Origin of the sequence: Pseudoalteromonas galatheae (genome assembly GCF_005886105.2) — a bacterium.
Lineage (GTDB): Bacteria > Pseudomonadota > Gammaproteobacteria > Enterobacterales > Alteromonadaceae > Pseudoalteromonas > Pseudoalteromonas galatheae.
The window spans coordinates 825,417-850,530 of the sequence record NZ_PNCO02000001.1; the positions used below are offsets into that span (position 1 = coordinate 825,417).

The 25,114-nt window shown below is 43.0% G+C and carries 23 protein-coding genes and 1 tRNA gene; 15 read left to right on the forward strand and 9 right to left on the reverse strand.

Going from position 1 to position 25,114, the window contains the following annotated elements:
• Positions 1-52 precede the first annotated feature (52 nt).
• Complete coding sequence (locus CWC29_RS03565; RefSeq protein ID WP_128725510.1) at positions 53-703, reverse strand: OmpW/AlkL family protein; 651 nt, start codon at positions 701-703, stop codon at positions 53-55.
• A 259-nt stretch (positions 704-962) separates the two neighbouring features.
• On the opposite strand from CWC29_RS03565, the gene dapE reads away from it, so the two are divergent.
• The 3 genes from dapE to CWC29_RS03580 all read left to right on the forward strand — a co-directional run bounded on the left by dapE (position 963) and on the right by CWC29_RS03580 (position 3,632).
• Positions 963-2,144: a succinyl-diaminopimelate desuccinylase gene (gene dapE, locus CWC29_RS03570; protein WP_138522413.1), complete on the forward strand. Its 1,182-nt coding sequence runs from the start codon at positions 963-965 to the stop codon at positions 2,142-2,144.
• Between the two features lie 155 nt (positions 2,145-2,299).
• A complete protein-coding gene (locus tag CWC29_RS03575) occupies positions 2,300-2,746 on the forward strand; it encodes an Hsp20 family protein (protein ID WP_138522415.1) in 447 nt (148 codons plus the stop codon).
• Between the two features lie 217 nt (positions 2,747-2,963).
• Complete coding sequence (locus CWC29_RS03580) at positions 2,964-3,632, forward strand: hypothetical protein (protein ID WP_128725513.1); 669 nt, start codon at positions 2,964-2,966, stop codon at positions 3,630-3,632.
• A 50-nt stretch (positions 3,633-3,682) separates the two neighbouring features.
• On the opposite strand, the gene CWC29_RS03585 is transcribed toward CWC29_RS03580, so the two are convergent.
• The 3 genes from CWC29_RS03585 to CWC29_RS03595 are packed head-to-tail and all read right to left on the reverse strand — an operon-like array spanning position 3,683 to position 6,395.
• Positions 3,683-4,210, reverse strand: a complete 528-nt coding sequence (locus CWC29_RS03585) for a hypothetical protein (RefSeq protein WP_138522417.1) — start codon at positions 4,208-4,210, stop codon at positions 3,683-3,685.
• A complete protein-coding gene (locus CWC29_RS03590; protein WP_138522420.1) occupies positions 4,207-5,385 on the reverse strand; it encodes a peptidyl-prolyl cis-trans isomerase in 1,179 nt (392 codons plus the stop codon). Before CWC29_RS03590 ends, CWC29_RS03585 begins: the two co-directional genes overlap by 4 nt.
• On the reverse strand, positions 5,385-6,395 hold the full coding sequence (locus CWC29_RS03595) for a phospholipase C/P1 nuclease family protein (RefSeq protein ID WP_138522422.1): 1,011 nt from the start codon (positions 6,393-6,395) through the stop codon (positions 5,385-5,387). The genes CWC29_RS03590 and CWC29_RS03595 overlap by 1 nt, the downstream gene beginning before the upstream one ends.
• A gap of 212 nt (positions 6,396-6,607) precedes the next feature.
• Here CWC29_RS03595 and CWC29_RS03600 point away from each other — a divergent pair, with 212 nt between their 5' ends.
• Entirely contained in the window at positions 6,608-7,423 is an 816-nt protein-coding gene (locus CWC29_RS03600) for a MipA/OmpV family protein (RefSeq protein ID WP_138522424.1), read from the forward strand.
• Entirely contained in the window at positions 7,413-7,811 is a 399-nt protein-coding gene (locus CWC29_RS03605) for a DUF3019 domain-containing protein (protein WP_128725518.1), read from the forward strand. Before CWC29_RS03600 ends, CWC29_RS03605 begins: the two co-directional genes overlap by 11 nt.
• A 24-nt stretch (positions 7,812-7,835) precedes the next feature.
• Here the strand turns inward: CWC29_RS03605 and CWC29_RS03610 are convergent, their stop codons facing one another.
• The 5 genes from CWC29_RS03610 to CWC29_RS03630 form a co-directional block, all read right to left on the reverse strand.
• Positions 7,836-9,395, reverse strand: coding sequence for a cryptochrome/photolyase family protein (locus CWC29_RS03610; RefSeq protein ID WP_138522426.1), 1,560 nt, complete (start codon positions 9,393-9,395; stop codon positions 7,836-7,838).
• Positions 9,392-10,699: a DASH family cryptochrome gene (locus CWC29_RS03615; protein WP_138522428.1), complete on the reverse strand. Its 1,308-nt coding sequence runs from the start codon at positions 10,697-10,699 to the stop codon at positions 9,392-9,394. Before CWC29_RS03615 ends, CWC29_RS03610 begins: the two co-directional genes overlap by 4 nt.
• A 59-nt stretch (positions 10,700-10,758) precedes the next feature.
• Complete coding sequence (locus CWC29_RS03620; protein WP_128725521.1) at positions 10,759-11,271, reverse strand: hypothetical protein; 513 nt, start codon at positions 11,269-11,271, stop codon at positions 10,759-10,761.
• 138 nt (positions 11,272-11,409) lie between these two features.
• Positions 11,410-11,880, reverse strand: a complete 471-nt coding sequence (locus CWC29_RS03625) for a globin family protein (protein ID WP_128725522.1) — start codon at positions 11,878-11,880, stop codon at positions 11,410-11,412.
• 211 nt (positions 11,881-12,091) lie between these two features.
• Entirely contained in the window at positions 12,092-12,871 is a 780-nt protein-coding gene (locus CWC29_RS03630; protein WP_138522430.1) for a delta-class carbonic anhydrase, read from the reverse strand.
• Positions 12,872-13,527: 656 nt separating this feature from the next.
• Here CWC29_RS03630 and CWC29_RS03635 point away from each other — a divergent pair.
• The 10 genes from CWC29_RS03635 to CWC29_RS03680 all read left to right on the forward strand — a co-directional run bounded on the left by CWC29_RS03635 (position 13,528) and on the right by CWC29_RS03680 (position 24,941).
• Positions 13,528-13,604 (forward strand) — tRNA-Met (locus CWC29_RS03635).
• Between the two features lie 270 nt (positions 13,605-13,874).
• Entirely contained in the window at positions 13,875-14,330 is a 456-nt protein-coding gene (rimP, locus tag CWC29_RS03640) for a ribosome maturation factor RimP (protein WP_088531273.1), read from the forward strand.
• A gap of 39 nt (positions 14,331-14,369) precedes the next feature.
• Positions 14,370-15,869: a transcription termination factor NusA gene (nusA, locus tag CWC29_RS03645; RefSeq protein WP_128725524.1), complete on the forward strand. Its 1,500-nt coding sequence runs from the start codon at positions 14,370-14,372 to the stop codon at positions 15,867-15,869.
• 25 nt (positions 15,870-15,894) lie between these two features.
• A complete protein-coding gene (gene infB, locus CWC29_RS03650; protein ID WP_128725525.1) occupies positions 15,895-18,579 on the forward strand; it encodes a translation initiation factor IF-2 in 2,685 nt (894 codons plus the stop codon).
• An 82-nt stretch (positions 18,580-18,661) separates the two neighbouring features.
• Positions 18,662-19,066, forward strand: a complete 405-nt coding sequence (rbfA, locus tag CWC29_RS03655) for a 30S ribosome-binding factor RbfA (protein WP_128725526.1) — start codon at positions 18,662-18,664, stop codon at positions 19,064-19,066.
• Positions 19,066-20,013: a tRNA pseudouridine(55) synthase TruB gene (gene truB / locus CWC29_RS03660; RefSeq protein ID WP_138524686.1), complete on the forward strand. Its 948-nt coding sequence runs from the start codon at positions 19,066-19,068 to the stop codon at positions 20,011-20,013. The genes rbfA and truB overlap by 1 nt, the downstream gene beginning before the upstream one ends.
• Before the next feature lie 105 nt (positions 20,014-20,118).
• Positions 20,119-20,388 (forward strand): 30S ribosomal protein S15, encoded by a 270-nt coding sequence (gene rpsO, locus CWC29_RS03665; RefSeq protein ID WP_010370825.1) that lies wholly within the window; start codon positions 20,119-20,121, stop codon positions 20,386-20,388.
• A gap of 224 nt (positions 20,389-20,612) precedes the next feature.
• On the forward strand, positions 20,613-22,739 hold the full coding sequence (gene pnp / locus CWC29_RS03670; protein WP_128725528.1) for a polyribonucleotide nucleotidyltransferase: 2,127 nt from the start codon (positions 20,613-20,615) through the stop codon (positions 22,737-22,739).
• Positions 22,740-22,948: 209 nt separating this feature from the next.
• On the forward strand, positions 22,949-23,836 hold the full coding sequence (nlpI, locus tag CWC29_RS03675; RefSeq protein WP_128725529.1) for a lipoprotein NlpI: 888 nt from the start codon (positions 22,949-22,951) through the stop codon (positions 23,834-23,836).
• Positions 23,814-24,941: a hypothetical protein gene (locus CWC29_RS03680; RefSeq protein WP_138524688.1), complete on the forward strand. Its 1,128-nt coding sequence runs from the start codon at positions 23,814-23,816 to the stop codon at positions 24,939-24,941. Before nlpI ends, CWC29_RS03680 begins: the two co-directional genes overlap by 23 nt.
• Positions 24,942-25,114: the final 173 nt, after the last annotated feature.

Consider the following 25,114-nt stretch of genomic DNA (forward strand, 5'->3'; position numbering starts at 1 on the left):
CCTTGGGGATTGAGAAAGTAACAGTAAATCTGTGATTTAAACTACTTAGGTGTTAGAACTTATACTTCACACCGAACATAGCCACAACAGGGTCTATCTCAACGTCTGAAGTCAATGCTTTTACGCCGTTTGCGTACACTGTTGCGTCGGTATTGATGTCCATTTTGGAGATCATACCGTGTAGACCCCATTTTTCATTTAAGTCGTAGTTAAAACCAATTTGTAATGCGATACCAAAAGAGCTATCTAAATCAACTTCCACATCGTTAGTCTTTAGCGTTGCCTTAAGTGCTGCACTTGGCTCTTCATCGAAGAATACTGTGTAGTTTAGGCCTGCACCGATAAATGGACGGAACTTGGCACTCGAATCAAAGAAGTGGTACTGCGCAAGTAGCGTTGGTGGCAAGTGTTTGATGTCTGCAATTTCAGCTCCAGCCAAGCCACCAGCACCGTCTACGGTATGGGAAAATGGTGTTGCCGCAACTAGTTCAAACACGATGTTATCGCTGTAGTGGTAATCAAGAGTGATACCAAGCTGAGTATTTGAATCAGCGACTAAGCCTAGCGAGTTATCTTGATCAATGGCAGAAGCCGTGTTGTCAGGGTTTACATTAATAGCACCAACATTAACACTGAAATTTGCGTGTGCGAAGGGAGCAGCAACTAGCAGAGTAGATAAAAGTGCAGCGCTTAAAGTTTTCATTTTCTTCTCCTAACCCTATGTGAGGACATTTTTAAACTGTGAAACAGTGTGTGTTTTCAATGAAGCCATCTTAAAAGGGTTCAAAAAATGAAAAACTGTTCTAGATCAATTTTTAAATTGTAAGCTTTCAGAAATTTTTGAAAGTTTGATTTAGATTAAGTTTTCTCGATGTCATTAATTTGCATTAAAACTGCAATGCTGTGGTCAAAGTTTCATCTTTAAATAATTGCTAGATTTCATCTACAAATCATTCTTAGTTATGTCACTAGCAACACAATATCAAGATCTTAGCTCATCTTACGTCACAGAGATATTAACGCACTTGATCCAAGCGCCCTCAGTTACGCCGTGTGATGCAGGTACTATCACTTTTATGTCAGAGCAACTCGCCGCGCTGGGCTTTACTATTGAGCAGTTTGAGGTGCAAGGAGTAAAGAATTTAATTGCGAGTTATCATTTCTCTGAAGGACCCACCTTTGCTTTTTCTGGTCATGTGGACGTTGTGCCTGCAAATAATAAAGGCTGGATTGTGCCGCCATTTAGTGCGCAGATTGTTGATGGCGTGATATATGGACGTGGAGCTGCAGATATGAAAGGTGGTGTTGCGGCAATGCTTGCTGCAACCAAAGAATTACTTCAGCACCGCGAAAAATTACAAGGAAGCTTTTACTGGTTGCTCACGTCTGACGAAGAAGGTGAAGCGGAGTTTGGTTCCAAATTGATCGCAGAGCGGTTAGTGGAAAATGACATTGAGCTAGATGCTTGTTTGGTTGGGGAGCCGACTTCACACCAAGTGGTGGGAGATACGGTAAAAAATGGTCGTCGCGGGGCCATTTCAGGACGTATTCACGTTAAAGGAAAGGCTGGGCATGTGGCGTATCCAGAACACACCGTTAATGCGGCTCACGTCGCCGGCCAGTTAGTTAGTCAACTCGCGCTTTTACCTTGGTGGAAAGATGAAGTGGGATCGCAAACCACGCTGCAAGTCACCGGGATCACAGTTCCAAATATCGTGGATAATTTAGTACCAGCAGAGTGTGAAATCACTTTTAATATTCGTTACAGCCATGCTTACAAAAGCCAAGAAGTAGTGCAGTACATTCAGGAGTCTCTGGCTAAATCCGGTACTGAGTTGGAGATCTGTTGGGAGCGGCCTTGTGAATCATTTTACACCGGCGCGAAGCAAGAAAACTGCTTTTTAACTCTGGTAGAGCAAGCAATCCAAGAAACAACGGGGCAATATCCGAGTTTAAGTACTGCAGGCGGCACCTCTGATGGACGCTTCTTCGCGACCGGAAAAACGCAAGTGATCGAATGCGGGGTAAAGAATGATTCAATTCATCAAGTGAATGAACATCTATCCCTCAGCGACCTACATGTGATAGAAAAAATATACTTGTCTGTTTTAAAAAGATTTTTTATAAAAGTTGAAAATTTTTAAAAGAATTTCCTTGAAAATAAATTTGCTGGCCATAAATAGCTTTATGAGGACGCCGATAGGGCCTCATAAATTAAATAACCATTTGTTTTTAAAGTGCTTATTTGTTCTTTTTGAAGAGTGAGCACCTATGTATAGCTTTAAGAGGATACAAAATTATGCGTACAGTAGATTTATCACCATTATATCGTTCATTTATCGGTTTTGATCATTTAGCTTCTATGATGGATGCTGCCGCAAGAACAGATAAACAACCTAGCTATCCACCATACAACATTGAAGCGCTAGGTAAAGACAAGTACCAAATTACCATGGCTGTTGCAGGATTTACCGAGCAAGAGCTAACGCTGGAGTCAGAAAACAATACGTTGACTGTGAAAGGTCAAAAGCAAGCGGCTGACGAAGCTAAAGAGCGTAAATTTATTCACCAAGGTATTGCCGAGCGCGGTTTCGAGCGCAAATTCCAACTTGGTGATCACGTCAAAGTATTAAGTGCAGACCTAACGCACGGCTTACTGGTTATTGATCTCGAGCGTGAGATACCGGAAGCACTGAAGCCAAGAAAAATAGAAATTGGCTCGGGCAACTTACTTGAGAGCAAGTAATATTAAGCTAATCTATTGATTTCCAACCAGCCGTCGCAAGGCGGCTTTTTTTGTCTAATTTCTGATTTTACTCTGTATGGTTTGTATTTCATCCACTTGCTCAAAGAAGGCTAAGTTGGGTTATTGGCTGTGAATTTAGTGCTGTTTAGGTTATCTGTGTAGTGTTTTTAGCGGGTTACTTGTATGGTAGAAGAAAAATATTGCGTTGAGATGAAGAATGGAACTAAAAGATAAGCTGATATTGTTGTTGAAATCAGGTGGGTTATCGTTACTCATTGCGGGGGGATTTTATACCCTGTTGTTTCGGATGTCTGCACAATTTCATCACCAGGTGCCATTTTCTCCCTTTTCGCAAGATGCTGGTGTAAACGCCATGCTAATTCATAGTTTTTTGGTTTTTCTATTCAGCGCCATTTTTAGCTATTTCTTTTTGAAAATGCATGCTGCCCGTCATGATATGCATGTCGATGGCTTAGTTCTGAGCATCAAATATACACACTTAGCGCTTTGGGGAGGTGTTGTCAGCATTGCGATCTATATCTTATTACACATGAATCAACATGTTGTAGTGTTAAAACAAGCCAAAGACAGTCACACTTCAGCTCAGCAACTCGAAGCGTTGGTTTCTTATCTCCCTGAAAGTGGCGATGTGATAGATATAGCTGTTGCACAAAACCCCGCGACGGCACCAAACACGCTAACTTATTTGAGTCTAAAACGAGACTTTGCTACCCACCTTGCACTTGCGATGAATCCAAGTACTCCCAAAAAAGTGCTGGAAGAAATTATTAGCTATTATCACGGAGGTCAACAAGATGTAGTCCTCAATGCGGTGATGAAAAACCCTAATGTGGCTAGCGGCAAGGTTCAGCTGCAGGTACGTTAATTGTTTTCGCTTTTGGCAGGGGGTTAGGCGAGTGGAGCTACTGCCTAACTTTATTTGTTATCACGTTCACTTAGTTCAATACGTAATTCACTTTGCATGTCTTTAAGTGCATTGATTTTATCTCTTGCCTCTTGTAACTGTTGTTGTGGTAATCCCTCTTTAATCCCACGCGCTAGCAGTGTTTCTATTTGCTCTACTTTGACATCGACGGCCGCAATATACTGTTGTTTTAACTTGGCGTCTTTTTGATCCAAATACGCTTGGTAGGCATTAGTATCCGACAAGTCGCCCTGAAAATTATCCTTCTGCTTTTCGACTCGGCTTATTGGCGGCACATATTCAGGATCCGTGATCGACTTAACAGCTTTGCGTGAGGTCTTGGCATTTGAGTTGAGTGGAGCATAAGTATTGATTGGTGCGCTTAATGCTTCAGCTCTTTTCTCCGGCTCGGGCTCAGCCTCTGCCTGTGATAGGGCGTTATATGTGGCGTTTTGCCAACTGATGTTGGCAAAACGCAGTGTGAATGCAGCGATCACTGCCCCAAGGAATATAACGATCAATGCTTGCCAATACTTCATATTACCGCTCCGCTGTTTGCTGCTTTCCAAGCCATATAATTTTGCTCGAATTTGTGCTGAGCAAACTCTTGGGTTAGTGCTCGCAGTGCTTGGTAGCGTACTGTTTCACTTTTCACATCGTAGTAATCATATATCGGTGATTGGCTATACAATACCAGCCATTCGCCACTTGGCGTGCGAATACTAGGCGTTATCTTGCCCTGTTGGTTACTAAACGCCAGCTGTGTTTCCCATTTTGGCGTGCTTTGGCGCGTCAGCGGAATGAGTTTGGCTTGCCATATTAAATTGGGAGTATATTTAGCGACGGCTTGTTGCCATGAGTGTGCATTTGCATATTCGTTAAATTGCTGTGCGGCTTTTTGTTCGGGGAACTTTGCTGCGCTTGCACTGACTTGTTTGATGTATTTAAATCTCTTCTTATGACGCTCATAATACTTCGCGATAGCACTTTCTGGAATTTCACTTCTTAGGGCATCAACATACTGGCTCGTTGCACCGTGCATCTCTTCCTTAACACCAAGAAATGCCAGCATGCTCGGCCTCAATAGTTCTGCGGTTACCACTTGTCGTAACTGTTCTATTGTCAGACCTTGCTTTGCCACGTAAGGTTTTGCGGCGGTAAATAGCGCCTGTTGATTGAGATGTTGATTGACAATAGCTTGCAGTAACGCGAGCTCTCCTTGGTGAAGTTTAAAGCGATTTTGCATTGATTGGCTGTGTAATACTTGAGCAAGTGTCAGTGGCGCTGATTTTGTTAGCTGCTGCTGTTGCCATTTGAGTAATTGCTCTGCAGTATATTGCCCGTCAGCGGGGTACTGACCCAGTAAGGAGAGCATTTGATTTTTATCAAATACCAAGGGGTAGTGTTTTTTTTCAAGCTGAGAAAGTGCTGGGAACCAGTGCAAGAGTGAGCTTGCGAGAAACTTATCGACGTGATATTCGGTGCTGAAACCAACGTTAGATTGGCGTTCCAAAATACTTGGGTTAAGTTGCCTCGCTTGGAATAATAAAAATTGGTTTTCAAGCAATTGCGCCGCAGTTTGCTTTTTAGATAGCTTTCGACCTTGCTCAAGATAGAGTTGGTGAACCAAAGGCGTCAGGGCTTTAGGTATACTTGGTGAGGCAAAGCTTGGTAAGCAATAGCTGCTTACCAAGAGAAGTAAAAAAAATCGCATTATCTCACGTCCATCGCGTGATTGAGTAAGTGAACAACCATAGCTATCGCATGTGGGATCACTTGTTTTCCTGTATTCACACGGTCGTAATGATCCTCAGAATTCAATACGATGCCACCTTGCGAATAGGAGAAAGCGCCGCCTTGGGTTAGTAATGGGCGGATGTCTGTTGAGTTAGTATCAACCGCACTAAAACTATTCATTGCTTGCTTGACCAAAGTAAAATCATTTAATGATTCTTGATCATAATAGTCTTTTACCCAAGACTCCCAGCCAGCATGATTCAGAGCTGATGTTGTCCAAGTATGGTGTGGTTGCAGTAAATCCGTGGTGTGAAATACAAAGCCGAGTACCTGTGGGTTTCCGCTTTGCACATAACTTTGGTACCAATACTGACCTAAGTTATCAATCGGTTGAAAAGGCATTTCTTCAAAATCATCGTACATACTGTATGTTGAATGACTATCAATGCGATAGTGCTTTTCTGTGACCCCATAACTATCGTATTTAGTGTCATCAGCACTGAACCAACCCGTTTCTCCGCCATGACCATCGTCTAAATAGTCACCTTTTAACCAAGTAGCCGCCATTGTATCAACAGAGCCCCACACGGTTAGCTTTTGATAATTATAACCACCGAAGTCATTACCGTGAGTATCAGCTCCTTGAGTATGGTTTTGGAAGTGCCAGTAGCTAGTATATTTCACTATGCTTTCAGCTGCCCCCCAAAGAGGTGCCTGTACACAATCACCCGTAATAGCGCCACAAAAAAACGTATCTTCAAAGTCATCGACATCATAAGCTGCCTGACCTAGTACATTGGCGAGCTGCGATACAGACATGCCGTTAGCTTGAGCATAGGCTTGTAGTTTCGCATACTGTGTCGTTGTTGGATTTTGTGCCATGTAGTCCACCGCATCGATTACGATACGCTTATGTGTTTCTTGACTAAATGCGTGGCTTTGACCTGCTGCAACTAGTAGCGCTATAGGGAGTACATATTTTTTCATGAGTTGCCTCTATTCATTTTAATTTATGTGAACGCAAATTTTTCTGCTAAAAGCAAATTGCGCTATTTAAAATAATTTATGTGAACTTTTAATTAAAATAAAGTTAATTTATGCTTATGGTTAAAAAATAGAGAAGAAGCTTGTTGGTCATAAATGGGTCAGGTATGATCTCGGGTAGAATTTAGGCACATCTGCGCTAGATAAATGGAACCATGAATAAACTACTTATAATAATCAGTTTATTATTACCGTTTTACGGAATATGCGAAGAACGGGATGATGAGCTCGACGGCGAGTTTGCTTGGCAGCTGAGTGTTGGTGCTTTCTATGTTGATATGACTATGCCGGCTTTGGTTGGTACGGATTCTTCATTTAAACACGGTACCTTCCTTGTTGATGCAAAAATAGAATATAAAAACTTTTACCTCAATACTCATTCAGGGGATTTCTTTGGCGGATCGGATATTGGTTACCAAATTATCAATAATGGTGAGTGGGGAATAGATGCCATTTATGGCAGCTATATGTTGCCTTTTTCGGAGCGCGGTTACTATGAGAGTGACGATGTTGTGCCTGAGCTGCGAGGGATCAGAGAGCGTAAACAAGACAATTCACTAGGTTTTTCCTATTATCGCCATGTTGGAAAGTTTCTTGCTGTTGCTGAAGTTGTTTATGATGTCTTTGGAGATACCAATGGTTGGGTGTTTCACCTTGAAGCAACACGTAACTTTGAATTAAGAAACTGGGATTTGTGGCTAAATTTCGGCGCTAATTATTATTCTAGTAATTTTCATAGCTACTTTTACGGTGTTTCTGAGGCTGAAGTTAATGAGTATCTTTCTCCCTATAAACCCGGTGCCTCAGCCTCTGCATTTGCACAAATGCAGCTTAATTATCCCATTGCAGAAGATTGGGTGTTCAGCGCTGGTGCATCTTGGTTGGTTGGATCGCAAGATACGCTAGATAGCCCCTTAGTTCGCTCTCGTCACGCTAGAGTGTTTTTTACTGGGGTGAAGTATGTTTTCTAAATTAATCACATGGATAGTGTTGTTTCTAGGTTTGCTATTTAGTGAATTGCTACATGCCGAAGAAACTGTCTCAGTGGGAATACTCCATGCCGTACCAAGCAAGTGTGTTGCCCTGAACCAGGGGAGGACCTGCTATGCGGACGTCAAAGTAACCGTAAATGCACCAACTGAAGGTGACTACTGTATTCGAGAAAGTTTGTCGAAAAAAATCCTACAATGCTGGGCTAAAACAGACACTTTTAAATATGAGTTAGACTTTAGTTCTGATGAGAGTTTAAGTTATGAACTTATTTCAAAGCAGTCTCGAGATGTACTTGCCGTCACTACCATTGAGGTTAACTGGGTTCATAAAGTAAAAATTAAAAAAAGGCGTTGGCGTCTCTTTTGATATTAGGTTGCGAGCAAGCGCAGCCTAAAGCTGCTCAATGTTATCTAGACACCACTGTGCTCTTGTAAGTATTTCTTGCTGTGTTTTCTCATCTTGTTTTTGCCAATTTCGATAGATCATGCCAATACGATGGTTATTGGCAAATTTGTCTTCATGGCGGTGCATAAAATGCCAATAAAGGCTGTTAAGCGGGCAAGCATCGTCCGCCGATTTTTGTTTGACGTCGTAGTGGCAATGCTGACAATAATCACTCATTTTTTGCATGTAGTTACCACTTGCAGCATAAGGTTTGGTTGCTACTATGCCGTGATCAGCAAATTGTGTCATACCTCTTGTGTTCGGCATTTCCACCCATTCAATGGCGTCGATGTATATACCTAAATACCACTCATCCACTTGATCTGGGTGAATTCCGGTTAACAGGCAAAAGTTTCCTGTGACCATTAATCTTTGAATATGATGGGCGTAGGCATAATCTAGGCTTTGAGTGATGGCTTCACTTAGGCAACGCATCTTCGTTTTTCCGTGCCAAAAGTAACTTGGCAAGTTGCGCTGAGCGAGCAAGTAATTTTTATGGCGGTAGTCAGGCATATTGAGCCAGTAAACGGCTCGAATATATTCTCGCCAGCCCAATATTTGCCGAACAAACCCCTCAATCTGGGCGATATCAATTTGTGAGTTGTTTTCGTAAGCTGCGATCGCGCTATCAATAACATGTTTAGGGTGGAGCATCTTTGTGTTGAGCGCAAAAGAGAGCCGTGAGTGATACAGCGACCATTTATCGTCGCTTTTGCAGGTCATTGAATCTTGAAATTGACCGAATGAAGGCAGCAGGTGCTCACAAAAATAGCATAAAAGTTCTTGGGCTTGAGCGCGTGTAGTCGGCCAAAGCAGTTCATTTTTAGTGTTACCAATAGTCTTCACTTTATGGTGTTCAATCCGCTTTAAAATGTCACTAACATCGTTGGCAAAACAAAGTGGTTGTGGAATAGCGTCGATATCTTTTGGTTTGAGCTTGTTACGGTTTTGGCTGTCGAAGTTCCATTGTTTGCCAACGGGTTCTCCATCTTCCGTCAATATATTAAAACGTCGCCTCAGCTTGCGATAGAAAAACTCCATTGTGGTGTGTTTTCCTGGGGTTAAATAGTCATCCAGCTCTTCATATGGAACTAGAAAATGCTCAGTGTCAAAGCAGCGAACTTGTAAATGGTCTAATCTCAACTCCGTCATTTGCTTGAGTAAGCGATACTCGTCAGGTCGCTGATAGTCGAAGTTTGATACTTGATACTTATCACATAAATCAGTAATTAAAGCGGGAAGATCTGAATAGTCCTGAGTCTCATCAAGTGTAAGGTGAAGCACATTGAATCCTGCTGTATCCAGAGCAATAGCGAAATTTTTCATGGCTTTGAAGAATGCGCATACCTTTTGTATGTGATGTTTGGTGTAGTTAGCTTCTTGCTTGAGCTCTGCTATCAAATATAGATACTCGGCTTTATCGTCAGAAAACCAACTGTGTTTGGCGTTGAGTTGATCGCCAAGAATCAATCTGATGGCTTTGTACTGATGCTTTTGCTGTGTCATTCATTATTCTCCAAAGGCCAGCCAACGTAATCATAGCTATCTAGTTGTGAGGAGGCGTCTCCTTGCCATAGTTTTATATATTTGCTGTCTGGGTCAAATAGCTCTTGCTGTTTTTTGATATTAAAATGGCGACCGCCTCGAGGGTCAGCCCCAACGCCCGCGATATACTGCCAATTTCCCCAGTTTGCCGCGACGTCATAATCGATAAGATGTTGCTCAAAAAAAGCAGCACCACAGCGCCAATCTAGTTGTAGCTCGTTTACAAAGTAGCTCGCAGCTATTTGTCTCGCTCTGTTGGAAATCCAGCCAGTTTTAGTTAATTCGTGCATAATAGCATTGACTAGTGCGCTGGGCGTTTGACCTTGGCACCACTTTAAAAAGCGCTCTGGATAGAAACTGGTTTTTGGTGTTTTGGCTTTGACGCCTGAAAAGTAAAATAGCTTCTGTTGATGTTTGAATGCATACCAATGAAAGTACTCACGCCACAGAAGCTCAAACCAAATCCAGTAGGTTGACTCATTTGCGCCTCTTTGCTGCTCAAATTGAGTAAGTGCTTGCTTGATCTGTTTAGGGCTGATAGCGCCAAAGGCGAGTATCGGGCTAAAGCGAGTGGAAAAATGCTCACCGAACAAGGCGTTTCTGGTTTCTTTGTATGTAAGCGCTGCATCCGTTTGAAAATATTGTTGTAGCTGCTGTTGTGCTTGTGCTTCACCCGCTGGCACTTTGACACTGTATGGAACATTTGCTTTGAATTCGGTTAAATCAGCAACCTGGTTTGGCCTTGGTGGAAGTATAGCGGTTGCAATAGGTGGATTAGGTTCAATTTCCTCAACTGCTTTTCTAAATGGCGTAAAACTAGGTGGCAGCTCACTGATTTTGAGTGGTAATATCTCTGGTTCAAATAGCGTACTAGAATAAGCGCTAATATATTGAATATGCGGAAACTTGTCTTGTAACTTTAACCAAAGTTTTTGTTCATCGAATCCTGGATGAGCTGCGCGGCCAATATGAGTTATCTGCTGTGTATGAATAATCTCGGTCAGTGCTTTGAGGTGAGTTGTGTCACGTAGTATATACAGCTTCTGTTGTTGTGACGTTAGTGATTGATGCAAGGCGTTGAGCGTCTGATTGCGATAACATTCGACAGCAAAAGAAGTTGAACACTGTGCTTTGCGAGCCGTCCATAGGTTTACACTGGGTAGATAAATGCAGATAAGTGTGTCGACTAGAGACGCCAGCTTTGTAAGTGCGGGATTATCACTAAGGCGACAGTCGTTTTCAAATAAATAGAGTCCTACTTTCACGTTTATTCTTAACAGTCATGAACGAATAAGACTCTATACGTAACAATCAGCTAAATTGCTCAGTTAGTTTGGCAAGATTCGATAAGTGTCCGCAAGTGAGCACCAACGTCTTGTGTTTTGGTTTGGCCTTGTTCAAGTAAGTTGCTCGCTTGCTGTTTTAGCTCAGCCAAATCGTACTGCTCGAGCAGGGTTCTTAAATATCTAACGGTATCAGCACCTTGCTGAAGTAAATCAGGAAATTGTTCGATGGAAATTTCCTGCTGACTGAGGCGAGAAATAGAGTTGAGTAGGTCGCTTAGATTTGCACTGTCTTGCAATGCCCCTTCAACGGTAATAAGTGCCCCCATCGGGTCGGCGTCAAGATTGTTTGCTACACAAGCTGCAACACTACCTGCCTTTGCTGATGCTTGTACTGACTCAATTCCTTTATCACGGATCTGTTCAACCACTTGCTGTAGCTCTTGATGTTCAGACAAGTATTGCGCCTCGATTTGGGCTTTAGAATCTTCCAGCATATCGCATGCGGTGAGTGAGACAACAATAGTAGACGCAAAGGCAATCGCTCTTAGCATTTTATCACTTCCTATATAAAAATTTTATGAAAGTCTAATAAGCTAAGAGCCAGAAGTCACGCAGAGTTTGGACTTGCAAGCTCAGCAAGACTTTGGCTTTTAGTGTTTGCAGTTGTCTAATTATGACTAGAAGCTCAGTTAGTTCACTTGCTGTTGTGCTTTTTTAAATTCCTGCAGGCCAATAACATTTGTCTTTTTGAATAACTCAAAACGAAGCATATTCTCTATAAGTAGCAACGCTTTATTCCAAGCATTCTTTGCGGCACTGGTAAAGTGCCTGCCCAGGTGGCTCTTCAATGTTGCGGTAAATGTGAATAGTAAGACACTGATATCTCTTTCTGTCGTACCCATAAATAAAAGTGTTTCTCGTTGCTTTTGCAGATAAAGCAATAAGTTGGATTGTTGCGGAATCCGCATTACGCAATTTTGTACAAAATCGAATATCTGATGTTCCCAGATTATAATTTGTCCAACGCTTGTTGGTATTTGCATACGTAAATCGTAATGTTGGATCTGGTTATACCAAGAGGTGCAAAAGCCGTGGAAATTCGGGCGAATACTCGCTAGCGTTTGAGTTAAAAGTTGATATTGATAGGGAGTTATGCTCATAGACGCCTCTTCAAACTGGTGAAGAGCGGATCCTTTGCTCAAGAAAACAAATTGCCTAAGCTTGAGTATAGCTGTTTTTTTTAAATGCGAGACTTTTTAATATTTTTTTGTGAGAGTTTTCTTACATTGCAATAATTAATTGAATTTCAATATGCTGAAGCCAGCTATAGTAGGCCGATATTGAGCAACGGCCCACGTTCATTTAAAAATATTAGTGCGTAATTGGAGAAAGTAACCGTGGATCTGTCACAAGTTTGCGAATGCCATGCGCATGGTCCTCTTCAAAAGCATTGTCATTACACCAACGTGCGAGACTATTTATATCAACCTTGGCACAGCTTGGGCGTACGCTCCAGCTTACCTGTAAAGGTGAACACTGTTGGTTGTTATAGCTAGGTCCTGTGGTTGAACCTAGAAACTCAACCGGCGTGCCTGTATTACTTGGTAGAGCACCTGCTTGATGGTAGCCGCCAACTTGCCCTTGATAATCAAGCGCAGTGAAGTCTTGCGCATTTTTATCATTAACCACCAAAAATACCTGAGTTTCAACGCGTAGATCGGGGTTGGCACAGCTGTCGTTCAAGCAAGCGCCAAGTGTCGGCCCAGGTTTTACATCACAAGAGCTATGAACCCAGTGTACTTCAATTGTATCGCCGGGCTTTACGTTGTTACATACTTTATCTTCTACAGGAGCAAGCTCCGCAGGTGTGAGGCTTGCAGTTGCATTACATTGGAATCCACCATACTTCGGGTCATTGGAAACGACAGAGAAGTCTTTGGCTTTATGTTCCGCATTTTTATGAAAGTGAATGTTACATAGGTTGAGTTTTTCTTTTGGTGGAGCCATAGCAAAAACCCGTTTGTTGTGACCCTGCAAACTATCAATATCTCTCGGTGTTTGTGGTCCTGCCGATTCACATTGAGTCGCAAATGCTTCAAAGCTAAATAAAGATAATGCTGGTAATAAGCTTGATTTTATAGCTGCTTTCATTTGGTTTTCCTTTCTTTCATCATTTTGTTCCTACTTCAGCTTCAATTAATAGCTTGTTCGACTTGAAGGAGCAAACCTATCATTTATTACGTTAAAAATTGTTTTTAAGATAATTAAATAGTAAAGCTCTTGCCTTACTATCGATAAGGCTCCCTTGCTTAAATCTTAGTTTAATCAATGAGGAAGTTAATTTTATTGCATTCAATTATGGATCAGGAGTTTATTTTTTGTTACATAAAGCAGTGTCAAAATCAAACTGGACCGATGAGTTGGGTGCGATGGTGTGATAAATGAAAAGTAAAATGCCGGATTGCACCTCAACAATGAACTGAAACACCAGAAGATAGTTCTAAATCAAGGTTGCTATCTAGGCATACTGTCTTTATAATACGCAGCATATTTAGGCAATAGGCCTGAGACTTTTGTTTTTCAGTATAATTGTCTTTAAGCATGAGCGATGCATTGCTCAGTAAAATGGTATTTTTAAGATACCACTTCTTTGAAAAGTAGAAGTAAAACAATTTTATGTTTCGGTGTGGAATGGAGTTGCTTGATAGATGGTCGGGCGCTTAATTTTGTAAAGAGCCGAAGGTCGTCGGTCCAAATCTGATTGCCACTTCTTTGAAAAGTAGAAGTAAAACAATTTTATGTGTTGGCGCGGGATGGAGCAGCCTGGTAGCTCGTCGGGCTCATAACCCGAAGGTCGTCGGTTCAAATCCGGCTCCCGCAACCAAGTTAAAGATTGAGTTCTTTGATTTCGCGCATTCCTTGTAATGCGCGTTTTGCGTTTAAGCATCAGCTTTTTTGTTTAAGTTGATGATTAATTTGGCTGAGATAGCTCGCAAACCAAGCACGGCCTTTGGCCACACAGTTTGTTATTCGTGTGACGCCCCGCTTGGTTCGGGGCGTTGTTGTATCTGGCGCAAGGTGTATTCTGAGCCCAAGATCAAGCAGCTATGATTTGGGGCTTTAGGCCCTTTTTTTGTTTGTATGGAGGAGTTCTGTGTCAAAACTCGAGCAAGATTTGACTGAAATGTTGGAGCCTGCAGTTGCTGCGTGTGGCTTTGAATTACTCGGTCTTGAGTTTGTGCAAGCTGGTCGTCATTCTACACTTCGTGTATATATCGATCATGAAAACGGCATTAATGTAGATGACTGTGCGGAAGTGAGTCGTCAAGTTAGTGCAATTTTAGATGTCGAAGACCCGATTACGAACGAATATAGTTTGGAAGTATCTTCTCCTGGTGTTGACAGACCATTATTCAAACAAGCTCACTATGAAGCAGCAGTGGGAGAGGAAGTACGTTTGCGTACTAAACTTCCGCAAGAAGGTCGCCGTAATTTTAAAGGCGACTTAGTAGCAGTTAATGGCGATATGATCACGTTGAAAGTTGACAGTCAGGATTTTATCTTGATGTTGAGTAACATTGAACGTGCCAATATCATCGCAAAATTCTAACTTTGAGTGCGAAGGACAAGGGCAAGCGAGGCATTACCTATGGCAAAAGAAATATTATTGGTGGCAGAAGCTGTTTCCAATGAAAAAGCGGTCCCAAGAGAAAAGATTTTTGAAGCATTAGAGTTCGCACTAGCGACAGCAACAAAAAAGAAGCACGACGGTGAAATCGAAGTACGCGTTACTATCGACCGTAAAACGGGCGAGTACGATACTTTTCGTCGTTGGAAAGCGGTTGAGCCACAAGAAGATGGTTCACTAGAAAATCCGTATGCGGAAATTACGTTTGAAGCGGCGCAAGTTGATGAGCCGGATATTCAATTAGGTGATTACGTCGAAGAACAGATCGAATCAATTAAATTTGACCGTATCACGACACAAATGGCGAAGCAGGTAATTGTACAAAAAGTACGAGAAGCTGAGCGCGCATTAGTTGTTGATGCATATAAAGATCAAAAAGGCGAGCTAGTGACAGGTGTTGTTAAAAAGGCAACGCGTGACGCTATCGTTATCGACCTTGGTAACAATGCTGAAGCGGTAATTTACCGTGAAGACATGCTACCACGCGAAAGCTTCCGTCCAGGTGACCGTGTACGAGGTCTGCTGTATGAAGTGAAGCCTGAAGCACGTGGTGCACAGCTATTTGTTACGCGTTCTAAGCCAGAAATGTTGATGGAACTGTTCCGTATTGAAGTTCCTGAAATCGGCGAAGAAATGATTGAACTAAGAGGCGCTGCACGTGACCCTGGTTCTCGTGCTAAAATCGCTGTAAAATCAAACGACAAGCGAATCGATCCTGTAGGTGCGTGTGTTGGTATGCGTGGCGCACGTGTACAAGCAGTCTCTTCAGAGCTTGGCGGTGAACGTGTTGACATCGTACTTTACGATGATAACCCAGCACAGTTCGTAATCAACGCAATGGCACCGGCTGAAGTAGCTTCAATCGTAATGGATGAAGATACGCGTACGATGGAAATTGCAGTTGAAGCTGACAATCTAGCGCAAGCGATTGGTCGTAATGGTCAAAACGTACGCTTAGCTAGCCAACTTACTGGTTGGGAACTAAATGTAATGACAGTGGAAGAGATGGAGCGTAAGAGCGCGGAAGAATCAGATAAACTGGTTAATCTATTCACTGAAAATCTAGACATCGACGATGATTTTGCAACGTTACTGATCAACGAAGGTTTCTCTTCACTTGAAGAGGTTGCTTATGTACCAGTAGCTGAATTTTTAGAAATTGACGGTCTAGACGAAGAAACAGTTGAAGAGCTACGTAATCGTGCAAAAGATGCATTGACTACGAAAGCGCTTCGCGATGAAGAAAGTCTTGAAAATGCAGAGCCTGCAGAAGACCTACTAGCACTGGAAGGACTTGAGCGTCACACTGCTTTTGTTTTTGCTAGCAAAGGTATCGTTACACTTGAAGATCTTGCTGAGCAAGGTATTGATGACTTAGTCGAAATTTCTGAGTTATCTGAAGAGCAAGCTGGTGAGTTGATCATGGCTGCACGTAACATTTGCTGGTTCAGCGAAGAGTAATTTATTAACGGAGGTAACATCACGTATGGCAGAAGTGAGCATTAACAAACTAGCCGAGAGTATTGGTACAACTGTTGATAAATTACTACAACAGTTAAAAGATGCAGGGATCACCAAAGCCGAGGGCGACCAAGTTACTGAATCCGAAAAGGCGACGTTGCTTGATCACTTGAGCAAGCAACACGGTGGCACTGGTTCAACCGGTCCTGAGCGTATGACTCTACAGCGTAAGAGTAAAAGCACATTGAGTGTTAACTCGTCTGGTAAAGCAAAGTCTGTATCTGTAGAAGTCCGTAAGAAGCGCACTTACGTTAAAAAGAGCGCAATCGAGCAGCAGAAAGAGCAAGAACGCTTAGCTGCAGAGGAAGCTGCGCGCAAAGAAGCAGAGTTAATGGCTCAGCAACAAGCAGAGCAACAGGCCAAAGAAGAAGCTGAGCGCAATGCGCGCGAAGAAGCGGAACGCAAGGCCAACGAGGAAGCCGAGCGCAAAGCTAAAGAAGAGGCGAAGCGACAAGCGGATGCTGAACGTCAAGCCAAAGATAAGCAGAGTAAAGAAGTGGATAGCGCGCAACAAATTAAAGAACGTCAAGAAGCTGAGCGTCTGCGTCAAGAAGCAGAAGCGGCAGCCCTGAAAAAGGCAGAAGAAGAAGCAAAACGTCAAGCGGAAGAAGCTCGTCGTCTAGCTGAAGAAAACGAAGCACGTTGGAAGGCGGAAGAGGAAGAGCGTCTTCGTCGTGAAGAAAATGCCGATCATCACCTGACAACTTCAACTTACGCACGTGAAGCTGAAGATGAATCTGACGCACGTGAAGAGAAAAGCGCACGTCGTAAGAAGAAGAAAAAGTCAGCAAAAGATGAAGCAGCAGAAGCGAATGCGAGGAAGCTGAAAGGTAAAAAAGGTCGCTTAAAAGCGCCAACTTCGTTACAGCACGGTTTCCAAAAACCTGCAGCCGAAGTGAAACAAGAAGTACGTATCAGTGAAACTATCACTGTTGCAGAACTTGCTTCTCGTATGGCAGTGAAAGGTGCGGAAGTTGTTAAGACCATGATGAAGATGGGTGACATGGTTACGATTAACCAAGTTATCGATCAAGAAACTGCGCAGCTAGTCGCTGAAGAAATGGGTCATAAAGTTGTTCTAGTAAAAGAAAATGAACTGGAAGAAAAAGTGCTAAGTGACCGCAGTGAAGAGGGGTCTCTTGAACCACGTGCGCCAGTAGTGACAGTAATGGGTCACGTTGACCACGGTAAAACCTCAACACTTGACTACATTCGTAAAGCGAAAGTTGCTGACGGCGAGGCCGGTGGTATTACTCAGCATATCGGTGCATACCATGTTGAGACAGACAGTGGCATGGTCACTTTCCTAGATACTCCTGGACACGCGGCGTTTACGTCAATGCGTGCTCGTGGTGCGAAAGCAACCGATATCGTTGTACTAGTTGTTGCTGCAGATGATGGTGTAATGCCTCAGACGAAAGAAGCGGTACAGCACGCCAAAGCGGCCGAAGTACCACTTATCGTTGCCGTGAACAAGATGGATAAAGAGGGTATTGACCCTGACCGCGTTAAGAATGAGCTTGCTCAACTAGACGTAATCCCAGAAGACTGGGGTGGTGAAACGCAGTTTGTTCACATCTCAGCTAAGACTGGTCTTGGTATTGACGAGCTACTAGAAGCTATCCTAATGCAATCTGAGCTATTAGAATTACAAGCTTCTAAAGAAGGTATGGCGTCTGGTGTGGTAATCGAGTCTCGTCTTGATAAAGGTCGTGGTCCTATCGCTTCTGTACTTGTTCAATCAGGTACCCTAAACCAAGGTGATATCGTACTTTGCGGTCTTGAATATGGTCGTGTTCGCGCGATGAAAGACGAAAACGGTAAAGACATCAAATCAGCGGGTCCTTCAATTCCTGTAGAGATCTTAGGTCTTTCTGGCGTACCAGCTGCTGGTGACGAAGCGACAGTAGTTCGTGATGAGCGTAAAGCACGTGAAGTGGCACTATATCGTCAAGGTAAGTTCCGCGAAGTGAAGCTCGCTCGCCAGCAGAAAGCGAAGCTTGAGAACATGTTCTCTAACATGACTGAAGGCGACGTATCTGAAGTGAACATCGTACTGAAAGCAGACGTTCAAGGTTCTATCGAAGCAATCGCTGATTCATTGACTAAACTGTCTACAGATGAAGTGAAAGTGAAGATCGTCGGTTCTGGTGTTGGTGGTATCACTGAAACAGATGCAACCCTTGCAGCGGCTTCTAACGCTATTATGGTTGGCTTTAACGTACGTGCGGACGCTTCTGCTCGTAAAGTTATTGATACTGAGAACCTAGACTTACGTTACTACAGCGTTATCTACAACCTAATCGAAGAAGTAAAACAAGCAATGACAGGTATGCTTGCACCAGAATTTAAGCAAGAGATCATTGGTCTTGCTGAAGTTCGTGACGTGTTCAAGTCACCTAAGATCGGCGCTGTTGCAGGTTGTATGGTAACTGAAGGTGTGGTTAAACGTAGCGCGCCAATCCGCGTACTTCGTGATAACGTGGTTATCTACGAAGGTGAGCTTGAATCACTACGTCGCTTTAAAGATGACGTTGCTGAAGTTCGTAGCGGTATGGAATGTGGTATCGGCGTTAAGAACTACAACGACGTTAAAGTCGGTGACCAAATCGAAGTATTTGAAACTGTACAGGTTGAGCGTACGCTTTAATTGTAAGTTGTTAAAATACTTGAGATGGGGGCACTAGCCCCCATTTGTGATCTCATAGATTTTGAAATTTTAAGTGGTGAAAATGAGAGAATTTTCTCGTACAGATCGTGTAGCACAGCAAATTCAAAAAGAAATTGCGGTGATCCTACAGCGCGAAATTAAAGATCCTAGATTGGGTATGGTAACAGTGTCAGCTGTTGAGGTATCACGTGATCTTTCCTATGCAAAAGTATTCATTACTGTGTTGAATACCAATGATGAAGACAAAACTAAGCAAAGTGCGGCTATTCTGAATGAAGCAACCGGTTATATTCGCTCGCTTCTTGGCAAGCGTATTCGTGCGCGTATCATGCCTGAGCTTAAATTTGTTATTGATAACTCCCTAATGGAAGGTATGCGTATTTCTAACTTGGTTGACTCTGTGATCAGAGAAGACAACGCAAAGCGCGGTCCTGAGTCTGGAGATAAAGACCAAGAGGAAGAGTAATGGCGCGTCGCACCAAAGGCCGTGCGATCGACGGCATTCTGTTATTAAATAAACCGCAAGGTATTTCTTCTAACAAAGCACTGCAGCAAGCAAAGGGCATTTATTTCGCTCAAAAAGCGGGCCACACTGGTGCTTTGGATCCGCTGGCAACAGGTATGTTGCCAATTTGCTTTGGTGAAGCGACTAAGTTTACCCAGTTTTTGCTTGATACCGATAAAACCTACGTGGTGAGAGCACAGCTGGGTGAGCGCACGACGACATCAGATTCTGATGGTGAAATAGTTGAAACGCGACCAGTAAATGTAACACTTGAGCAGCTAGAACGAGAAATTGCCAGTTTCTTGGGGGAGTCTGATCAGTACCCTTCGATGTATTCGGCGCTCAAATATCAGGGCCAACCGCTATACAAGTATGCCCGAGAAGGTATCGAAGTACCGCGAAAATGCCGCAAGATTAATGTCTATCGTATTACGTTAGATGAATACGACGAGCAAACTCAACAAATTCAAATGACAGTACATGTCTCTAAAGGCACTTATATTCGTACGATAGTCGATGATTTGGGGGAAAAACTTGGCTGTGGTGCGCATGTTATTATGTTACACCGTAGTGAGGTTGGTCATTATCCTAGCGACAAAATGATTACCTTAGTCGAGCTAGAAGCGTTACTTGAGAAAGCAAAAGCGGAAGAAGTTGCGCCTTCGACTTATCTTGATGAATTATTGTTGCCGATGGATACCGCTTTGGTCGACTTGAGCGTTGTTGATATTAGCGCTGAGCAAGGTGTTGCTTTTGGTCACGGGCAAACCGTTGCCGTCGAAAATTTACCAGACGGTATTGTTAAAGTGGTTGCTGATGGCAAGTTTGTTGGGATTGGCGAGCGTAATCCACAAGGGTTATTGAAAGCTAAACGCGCGCTATCTTCCGCTCAGCCAGAATCACAATAAAATCTTCCTATGCAAGGGGAGTTTATGCTGGTATAATCCGCCAGCTTCCGCTTTGGCTGAATTAGTGATCGGCTGAAGCATTACTAAACTTATTTTGGAGTTATTATGTCACTAAGCAATCAAGAAAAAGCAGAAATCGTAGCAAAGTTCGCACGTGCAGAAGGTGATACAGGTTCACCAGAAGTACAAGTTGCACTTCTAACTGCTGACATCAACAAGCTACAAGGTCACTTCGCTAACCACAAGCAAGATTTCCACTCTCGTCGTGGTCTTCTACGTAAAGTTAGCCAACGTCGTAACCTTCTTGACTACCTAAAAGGCAAGAGCGTTGACCGTTATGCTGCACTAATCAAAGAGCTTGGCCTACGTCGCTAATATTTTTGATTTCTTGTTGGAAATTTATCCAACAGTAAAAAAGGGGCTAATTAGCCCCTTTTTTTGTGGCTGTTCTATCAGTATACTTACAGCCGTTTAAAAATACTTTTAAACGAGCGTCAATTGGATTTCCAATTGTAGTGCTTAAGTAAATTATGATGAGTTTATTTAAGACTGTGATTGGTCCCCGTTGGCGTTGAAAACAATTTAGTAAGGAAAATATTGTGCAAGCAATTATTAAAGAATTTCAACTAGGTCAACACACGGTGACTCTAGAGACAGGTGCTATAGCACGTCAAGCTGACGGCGCAGTACTTGCAAGCATTGGTGATACTTCGGTACTTGTGACTGTTGTAGGAAGAAGAGAAGCGGCTCCTGGCCAAGACTTTTTCCCACTAACGGTTAACTACCAAGAAAAAATGTACGCTGCGGGTCGTATCCCTGGTGGTTTCTTGAAGCGTGAAGGTCGTCCTTCAGACGGTGAGACATTAACAGCTCGTCTTATCGACCGTCCAATTCGTCCTCTATTCCCAGACGGCTTCGTAAACGAAGTTCAGGTTATCGCGACAGTGGTTTCTGTAAATCCAGAGATCCAACCTGATATCGTTGCTTTGATTGGTACTTCAGCTGCACTAGCTATCTCAGGTATTCCATTCAATGGCCCTCTAGGTGCAGCGCGCGTTGGTTTCATCGACGGTCAATATGTACTAAACCCAACTCTTAAAGAGCTAGAGACAAGTAAGCTTGACTTGGTTGTTGCAGGTACTGAAAACGCAGTACTAATGGTTGAATCAGAAGCTGAAGTGTTAACTGAAGAAGAAATGCTTGGCGCTGTTGTATACGGTCATGAGCAATCACAAGCTATCATCAAAGCAATCGAAGAATTCCGCGCTGAAGCTGGTAAAGCAGCATGGGATTGGACTGCACCTGAAAAAGATTTAACCCTAGCTGAAAAAGTAGCTGCAATTGCAGAGCAAAAAGTAGGTGATGCTTACCGTATTACTGACAAAGTTGCACGTAAAGAAGCACTTTCTGAAGCAAAAGCAGAAGTCATTGAAAAATTAGGCGCTGAAGTTGCCGAAGGCGAGTCACTAGATGAGCAAGTGGTAGGTAAAGAATTCAGCTCACTTGAGAAGAAAATTGTACGTAGCCGCATCATTGCTGGCGAAAAACGTATCGACGGTCGTGAACCAGATATGGTTCGTGCGCTAGACGTGATGACGGGTGTACTGCCACGTACTCACGGTTCTGCAATCTTTACTCGTGGTGAAACTCAGGCACTTGTAACAGCAACCCTTGGTACTGAGCGTGACGCGCAGATGCTAGACGACCTAACTGGTACTCACAAGCATCACTTTATGCTTCACTATAACTTCCCTCCATTCTGTGTAGGTGAAACGGGTTTTGTAGGGTCTCCTAAGCGTCGTGAAATCGGCCACGGTAACCTAGCTAAGCGTGGTATTGCGGCAGTAATGCCAACACTGGCTGAATTCCCATATTCAGTACGTGTAGTATCTGAGATCACTGAATCAAACGGTTCATCTTCAATGGCATCAGTATGTGGTACTTCACTTGCGCTAATGAACGCTGGTGTTCCAGTTAAAGCGTCAGTTGCTGGTATCGCGATGGGTCTAGTGAAAGAAGGCGAAGATTTCGTCGTACTTTCTGACATCCTTGGTGACGAAGATCACTTAGGTGATATGGACTTCAAAGTAGCGGGTACAGCAAACGGTGTAACTGCACTACAAATGGATATCAAGATTGAAGGTATCACCAAAGAAATCATGCAGATCGCGCTTCGCCAAGCGAAAGCTGCGCGTCTACACATCCTAAGTGTGATGGACCAAGCGATTTCTGCGCCTTCTGAAGAGCTATCTGAGTTCGCTCCACGTATCTACACGATGAAGATCCCTGCGAAGAAGATTGCTGAAGTTATCGGTAAAGGTGGTGCAACAATTCGTCAGCTTACTGAAGAAACAGATACAACGATTGAAATTGAAGATGACGGTACTATCAAGATCGCTGCAACGAATGGTAATAGTGCACAAGCTGCTATTTCACGTATCGAAGCGCTTACAGCAGAGCTTGAAGTTGGTACGCTTTACACTGGTAAAGTTATCCGTATCGTAGACTTCGGTGCGTTTGTAAACGTACTACCTGGTAAAGATGGCCTAGTGCACATCTCACAAATCAGTGAAGAGCGTGTAAATAACGTTTCAGATCACCTATCTGTTGGTCAAGAAGTTAAAGTTAAAGTACTTGAAGTTGACCGCCAAGGCCGTGTTCGCTTAAGTATCAAAGAAGCTTTAGAGAAAAAAGCTGAGCAGCCTAAAGAAGAGGGTGCTGAGTAATCTCTGCAAGGCTTTGCATAGAATAGAAGTGTAAAGGGGCTGAATAGCCCCTTTTTTTATGCTTTAATGCTGTTTGACTCAAAATGATGAAACAAAACTGAGTTTATCTGGTCAATAGAGAACTAGGCAAAGTTTTAGTAAATAATCAGATTGTTGGTATACCTGTGCAAAGACTCTAAACGGGCAAATGCCATTGAATGAGGAAGGAAATGAAGTTAGCGAAAATAGTTGTGCCATTAGTGCTAATGGGGTTGGTAGGATGTAAAAGCACGCAGCCAGAGGCCACTAAAAACATTGTAAATGTTCCGCTTGCAGTACCACTTCAAGCCAATTTCCGTAATGAGATTGCCATTGCTCGATTTAACGAGTTACTCTTGCAACCAGATATGGCAAATGAACAACGCGCACAACTGCTATACAATCGTGGCATGTTGTACGATAGCATTGGCTTACAAACTCTTGCTCGCATTGATTTCAATCGTGCCGTAAAAATTAAACCAGATCTCGCGGAAGTTTATAACTTTCTTGGTATTCATCAAACGTTAGAGCAAAACTATGGCCGGGCATATGAAATGTTTGATGCCGTTCTAGAGCTTGACGAGCAACATGAATATGCCTATTTAAATCGTGGCATCGCATTGTATTACGGCGAGCGAGCTGATTTAGCTGTAAAAGATTTTGAAGCCTTTTTGGCGCGCGCTCCAAAAGATGCGTACCGCGCCATGTGGCTGTATATTGCTCAGCAGCAAGTAGACGGTGTACTTGCTAAACAAACACTAGCGGCAAATAGTCAAGCTTTAGATCCTGAAGAGTGGTCCTCTCAACTAGTTGCACTGTATTTGGGCACACTATCCGAAGAAGAGTTTCTAGCACAGATCTCTGAGGGGGTGAGCACCCAAGAAGAATACGCGCAGCGTCTTTGTGAAGCCTATTTTTATCTGGCTAAGCGGTATCAGGTTCAAGGCGATTTAGCTTCTGCTATTAGCTATTTTAAGCTCGCGCTGGCAACTAATGTATATGAGTTTGTAGAACATAAATACGCGCGTCTTGAGCTTGATTTACTTGCCCAGTTGAATGACGAACAAGACGCGAGCTAAACACCTGTTTATTTTTATGCTTATAGGGCTGCTGATTTCAAGCAGCCCTAATTATGCACATCTCTCTATCGCGCAAAAATCAGCACTTGTCGTCGCTAATCCAAATAGCTATTTTGCCATTGCACCAGAGCTTGAGGTGTTACCCTCACAAGCAAGTGCACAATTAGTAAAAGCCATTGCAGGCTTACAGCAACCAAAATGGGAGTTTGAACGCTTACAGCGTAGTTTGAGTGCTCAAGAGGAAAGTAGCACTAAGCTGCTTTTACTTGATGCTTGGCCCCGTTTAAATCGTCAACAGCGCCAGCAAGTGTCCGAGCAGTTAATATCACTTGGCCAATATCATTTGCTTTATGCACTTTCAAAGCGTTACGCGTTAAACTCAGAACTCACTTCACTGCTCGCGGTGTGGCAAGGAAAGGCTGTAACGACATTTTTGAATAATCCTTACTTAGGACAGTTTTATACTCTCTCAGAGCGTCAGCATTCAAGCGTATCCTGTCAGTTTAATCTTGCACTAATTGCCAGTGATTTAGATGGTTTGCAGCATTTGCAAGCGCTTAAGAATGCCTATGAGCGACAGCCAGAACCGGGCAAAGGCACATATTGCTTATCTACGCCGATATATGCGGCGAATAAACTCAGTTGTAAGACGCAAAGAGGTTTTGCTGTATGCGACTTACAACACGAGCAGAGCTTGTCGAAATATGATCACCTCGTATTCATGGCAGCAGAAGGGCTTGCTAATGTCAGTGGCAGGCACATGACTTTGAGCGCCTCCAGCACTTACAATACGCTGATACATGAGCTTATGCATTTTAGTGGCTTTGAAGATGAGTACCCAATACCAGCTAAAAAAGCAAAGTGGCTTTGCGCGACTTCAGGGCAAAAGGCACCAAATCTTTACGTTGGTGACCAAGCGCCGAACAATTGGGCGCCGAGTCGTACCTGTGAGTTAGGTAAACTTCCCTCATATAAACCCTCAAACAGTCACTCTTTGCTGGAATATCAATCAATTAAGTTAGATGAAAATTACCGTAAAAGGTGGTTAACTGTACTGAATTCAAGACGTTTAGAAGATAAAATAGCGGTTAATTCGGCTGAATAGTTTTGAACTTATTCTGAATAGTTTGTTAAGGTTGGCTAAAATAGCATCAGCTAGAAAGTGAAACTCTAGACAACTCAAACACTAATCAAGTATAACAGGGTTCATGTACGTGTGGTTAATGTGTACCGATCGCTCCAACTGGAAGGGGGATTGTCGCATTAATCTAAACGAGC

Bases quoted from the DNA above. Each gene is read 5' to 3' on its own strand.
- CWC29_RS03565 (WP_128725510.1), bottom strand. From the start codon at position 703: ATGAAAACTTTAAGCGCTGCACTTTTATCTACTCTGCTAGTTGCTGCT.
- dapE (WP_138522413.1), top strand. From the start codon at position 963: ATGTCACTAGCAACACAATATCAAGATCTTAGCTCATCTTACGTCACA.
- CWC29_RS03575 (WP_138522415.1), top strand. From the start codon at position 2,300: ATGCGTACAGTAGATTTATCACCATTATATCGTTCATTTATCGGTTTT.
- CWC29_RS03580 (WP_128725513.1), top strand. From the start codon at position 2,964: ATGGAACTAAAAGATAAGCTGATATTGTTGTTGAAATCAGGTGGGTTA.
- CWC29_RS03585 (WP_138522417.1), bottom strand. From the start codon at position 4,210: ATGAAGTATTGGCAAGCATTGATCGTTATATTCCTTGGGGCAGTGATC.
- CWC29_RS03590 (WP_138522420.1), bottom strand. From the start codon at position 5,385: ATGCGATTTTTTTTACTTCTCTTGGTAAGCAGCTATTGCTTACCAAGC.
- CWC29_RS03595 (WP_138522422.1), bottom strand. From the start codon at position 6,395: ATGAAAAAATATGTACTCCCTATAGCGCTACTAGTTGCAGCAGGTCAA.
- CWC29_RS03600 (WP_138522424.1), top strand. From the start codon at position 6,608: ATGAATAAACTACTTATAATAATCAGTTTATTATTACCGTTTTACGGA.
- CWC29_RS03605 (WP_128725518.1), top strand. From the start codon at position 7,413: ATGTTTTCTAAATTAATCACATGGATAGTGTTGTTTCTAGGTTTGCTA.
- CWC29_RS03610 (WP_138522426.1), bottom strand. From the start codon at position 9,395: ATGACACAGCAAAAGCATCAGTACAAAGCCATCAGATTGATTCTTGGC.
- CWC29_RS03620 (WP_128725521.1), bottom strand. From the start codon at position 11,271: ATGCTAAGAGCGATTGCCTTTGCGTCTACTATTGTTGTCTCACTCACC.
- CWC29_RS03625 (WP_128725522.1), bottom strand. From the start codon at position 11,880: ATGAGCATAACTCCCTATCAATATCAACTTTTAACTCAAACGCTAGCG.
- CWC29_RS03630 (WP_138522430.1), bottom strand. From the start codon at position 12,871: ATGAAAGCAGCTATAAAATCAAGCTTATTACCAGCATTATCTTTATTT.
- nusA (WP_128725524.1), top strand. From the start codon at position 14,370: ATGGCAAAAGAAATATTATTGGTGGCAGAAGCTGTTTCCAATGAAAAA.
- infB (WP_128725525.1), top strand. From the start codon at position 15,895: ATGGCAGAAGTGAGCATTAACAAACTAGCCGAGAGTATTGGTACAACT.
- rbfA (WP_128725526.1), top strand. From the start codon at position 18,662: ATGAGAGAATTTTCTCGTACAGATCGTGTAGCACAGCAAATTCAAAAA.
- truB (WP_138524686.1), top strand. From the start codon at position 19,066: ATGGCGCGTCGCACCAAAGGCCGTGCGATCGACGGCATTCTGTTATTA.
- rpsO (WP_010370825.1), top strand. From the start codon at position 20,119: ATGTCACTAAGCAATCAAGAAAAAGCAGAAATCGTAGCAAAGTTCGCA.
- nlpI (WP_128725529.1), top strand. From the start codon at position 22,949: ATGAAGTTAGCGAAAATAGTTGTGCCATTAGTGCTAATGGGGTTGGTA.
- CWC29_RS03680 (WP_138524688.1), top strand. From the start codon at position 23,814: ATGACGAACAAGACGCGAGCTAAACACCTGTTTATTTTTATGCTTATA.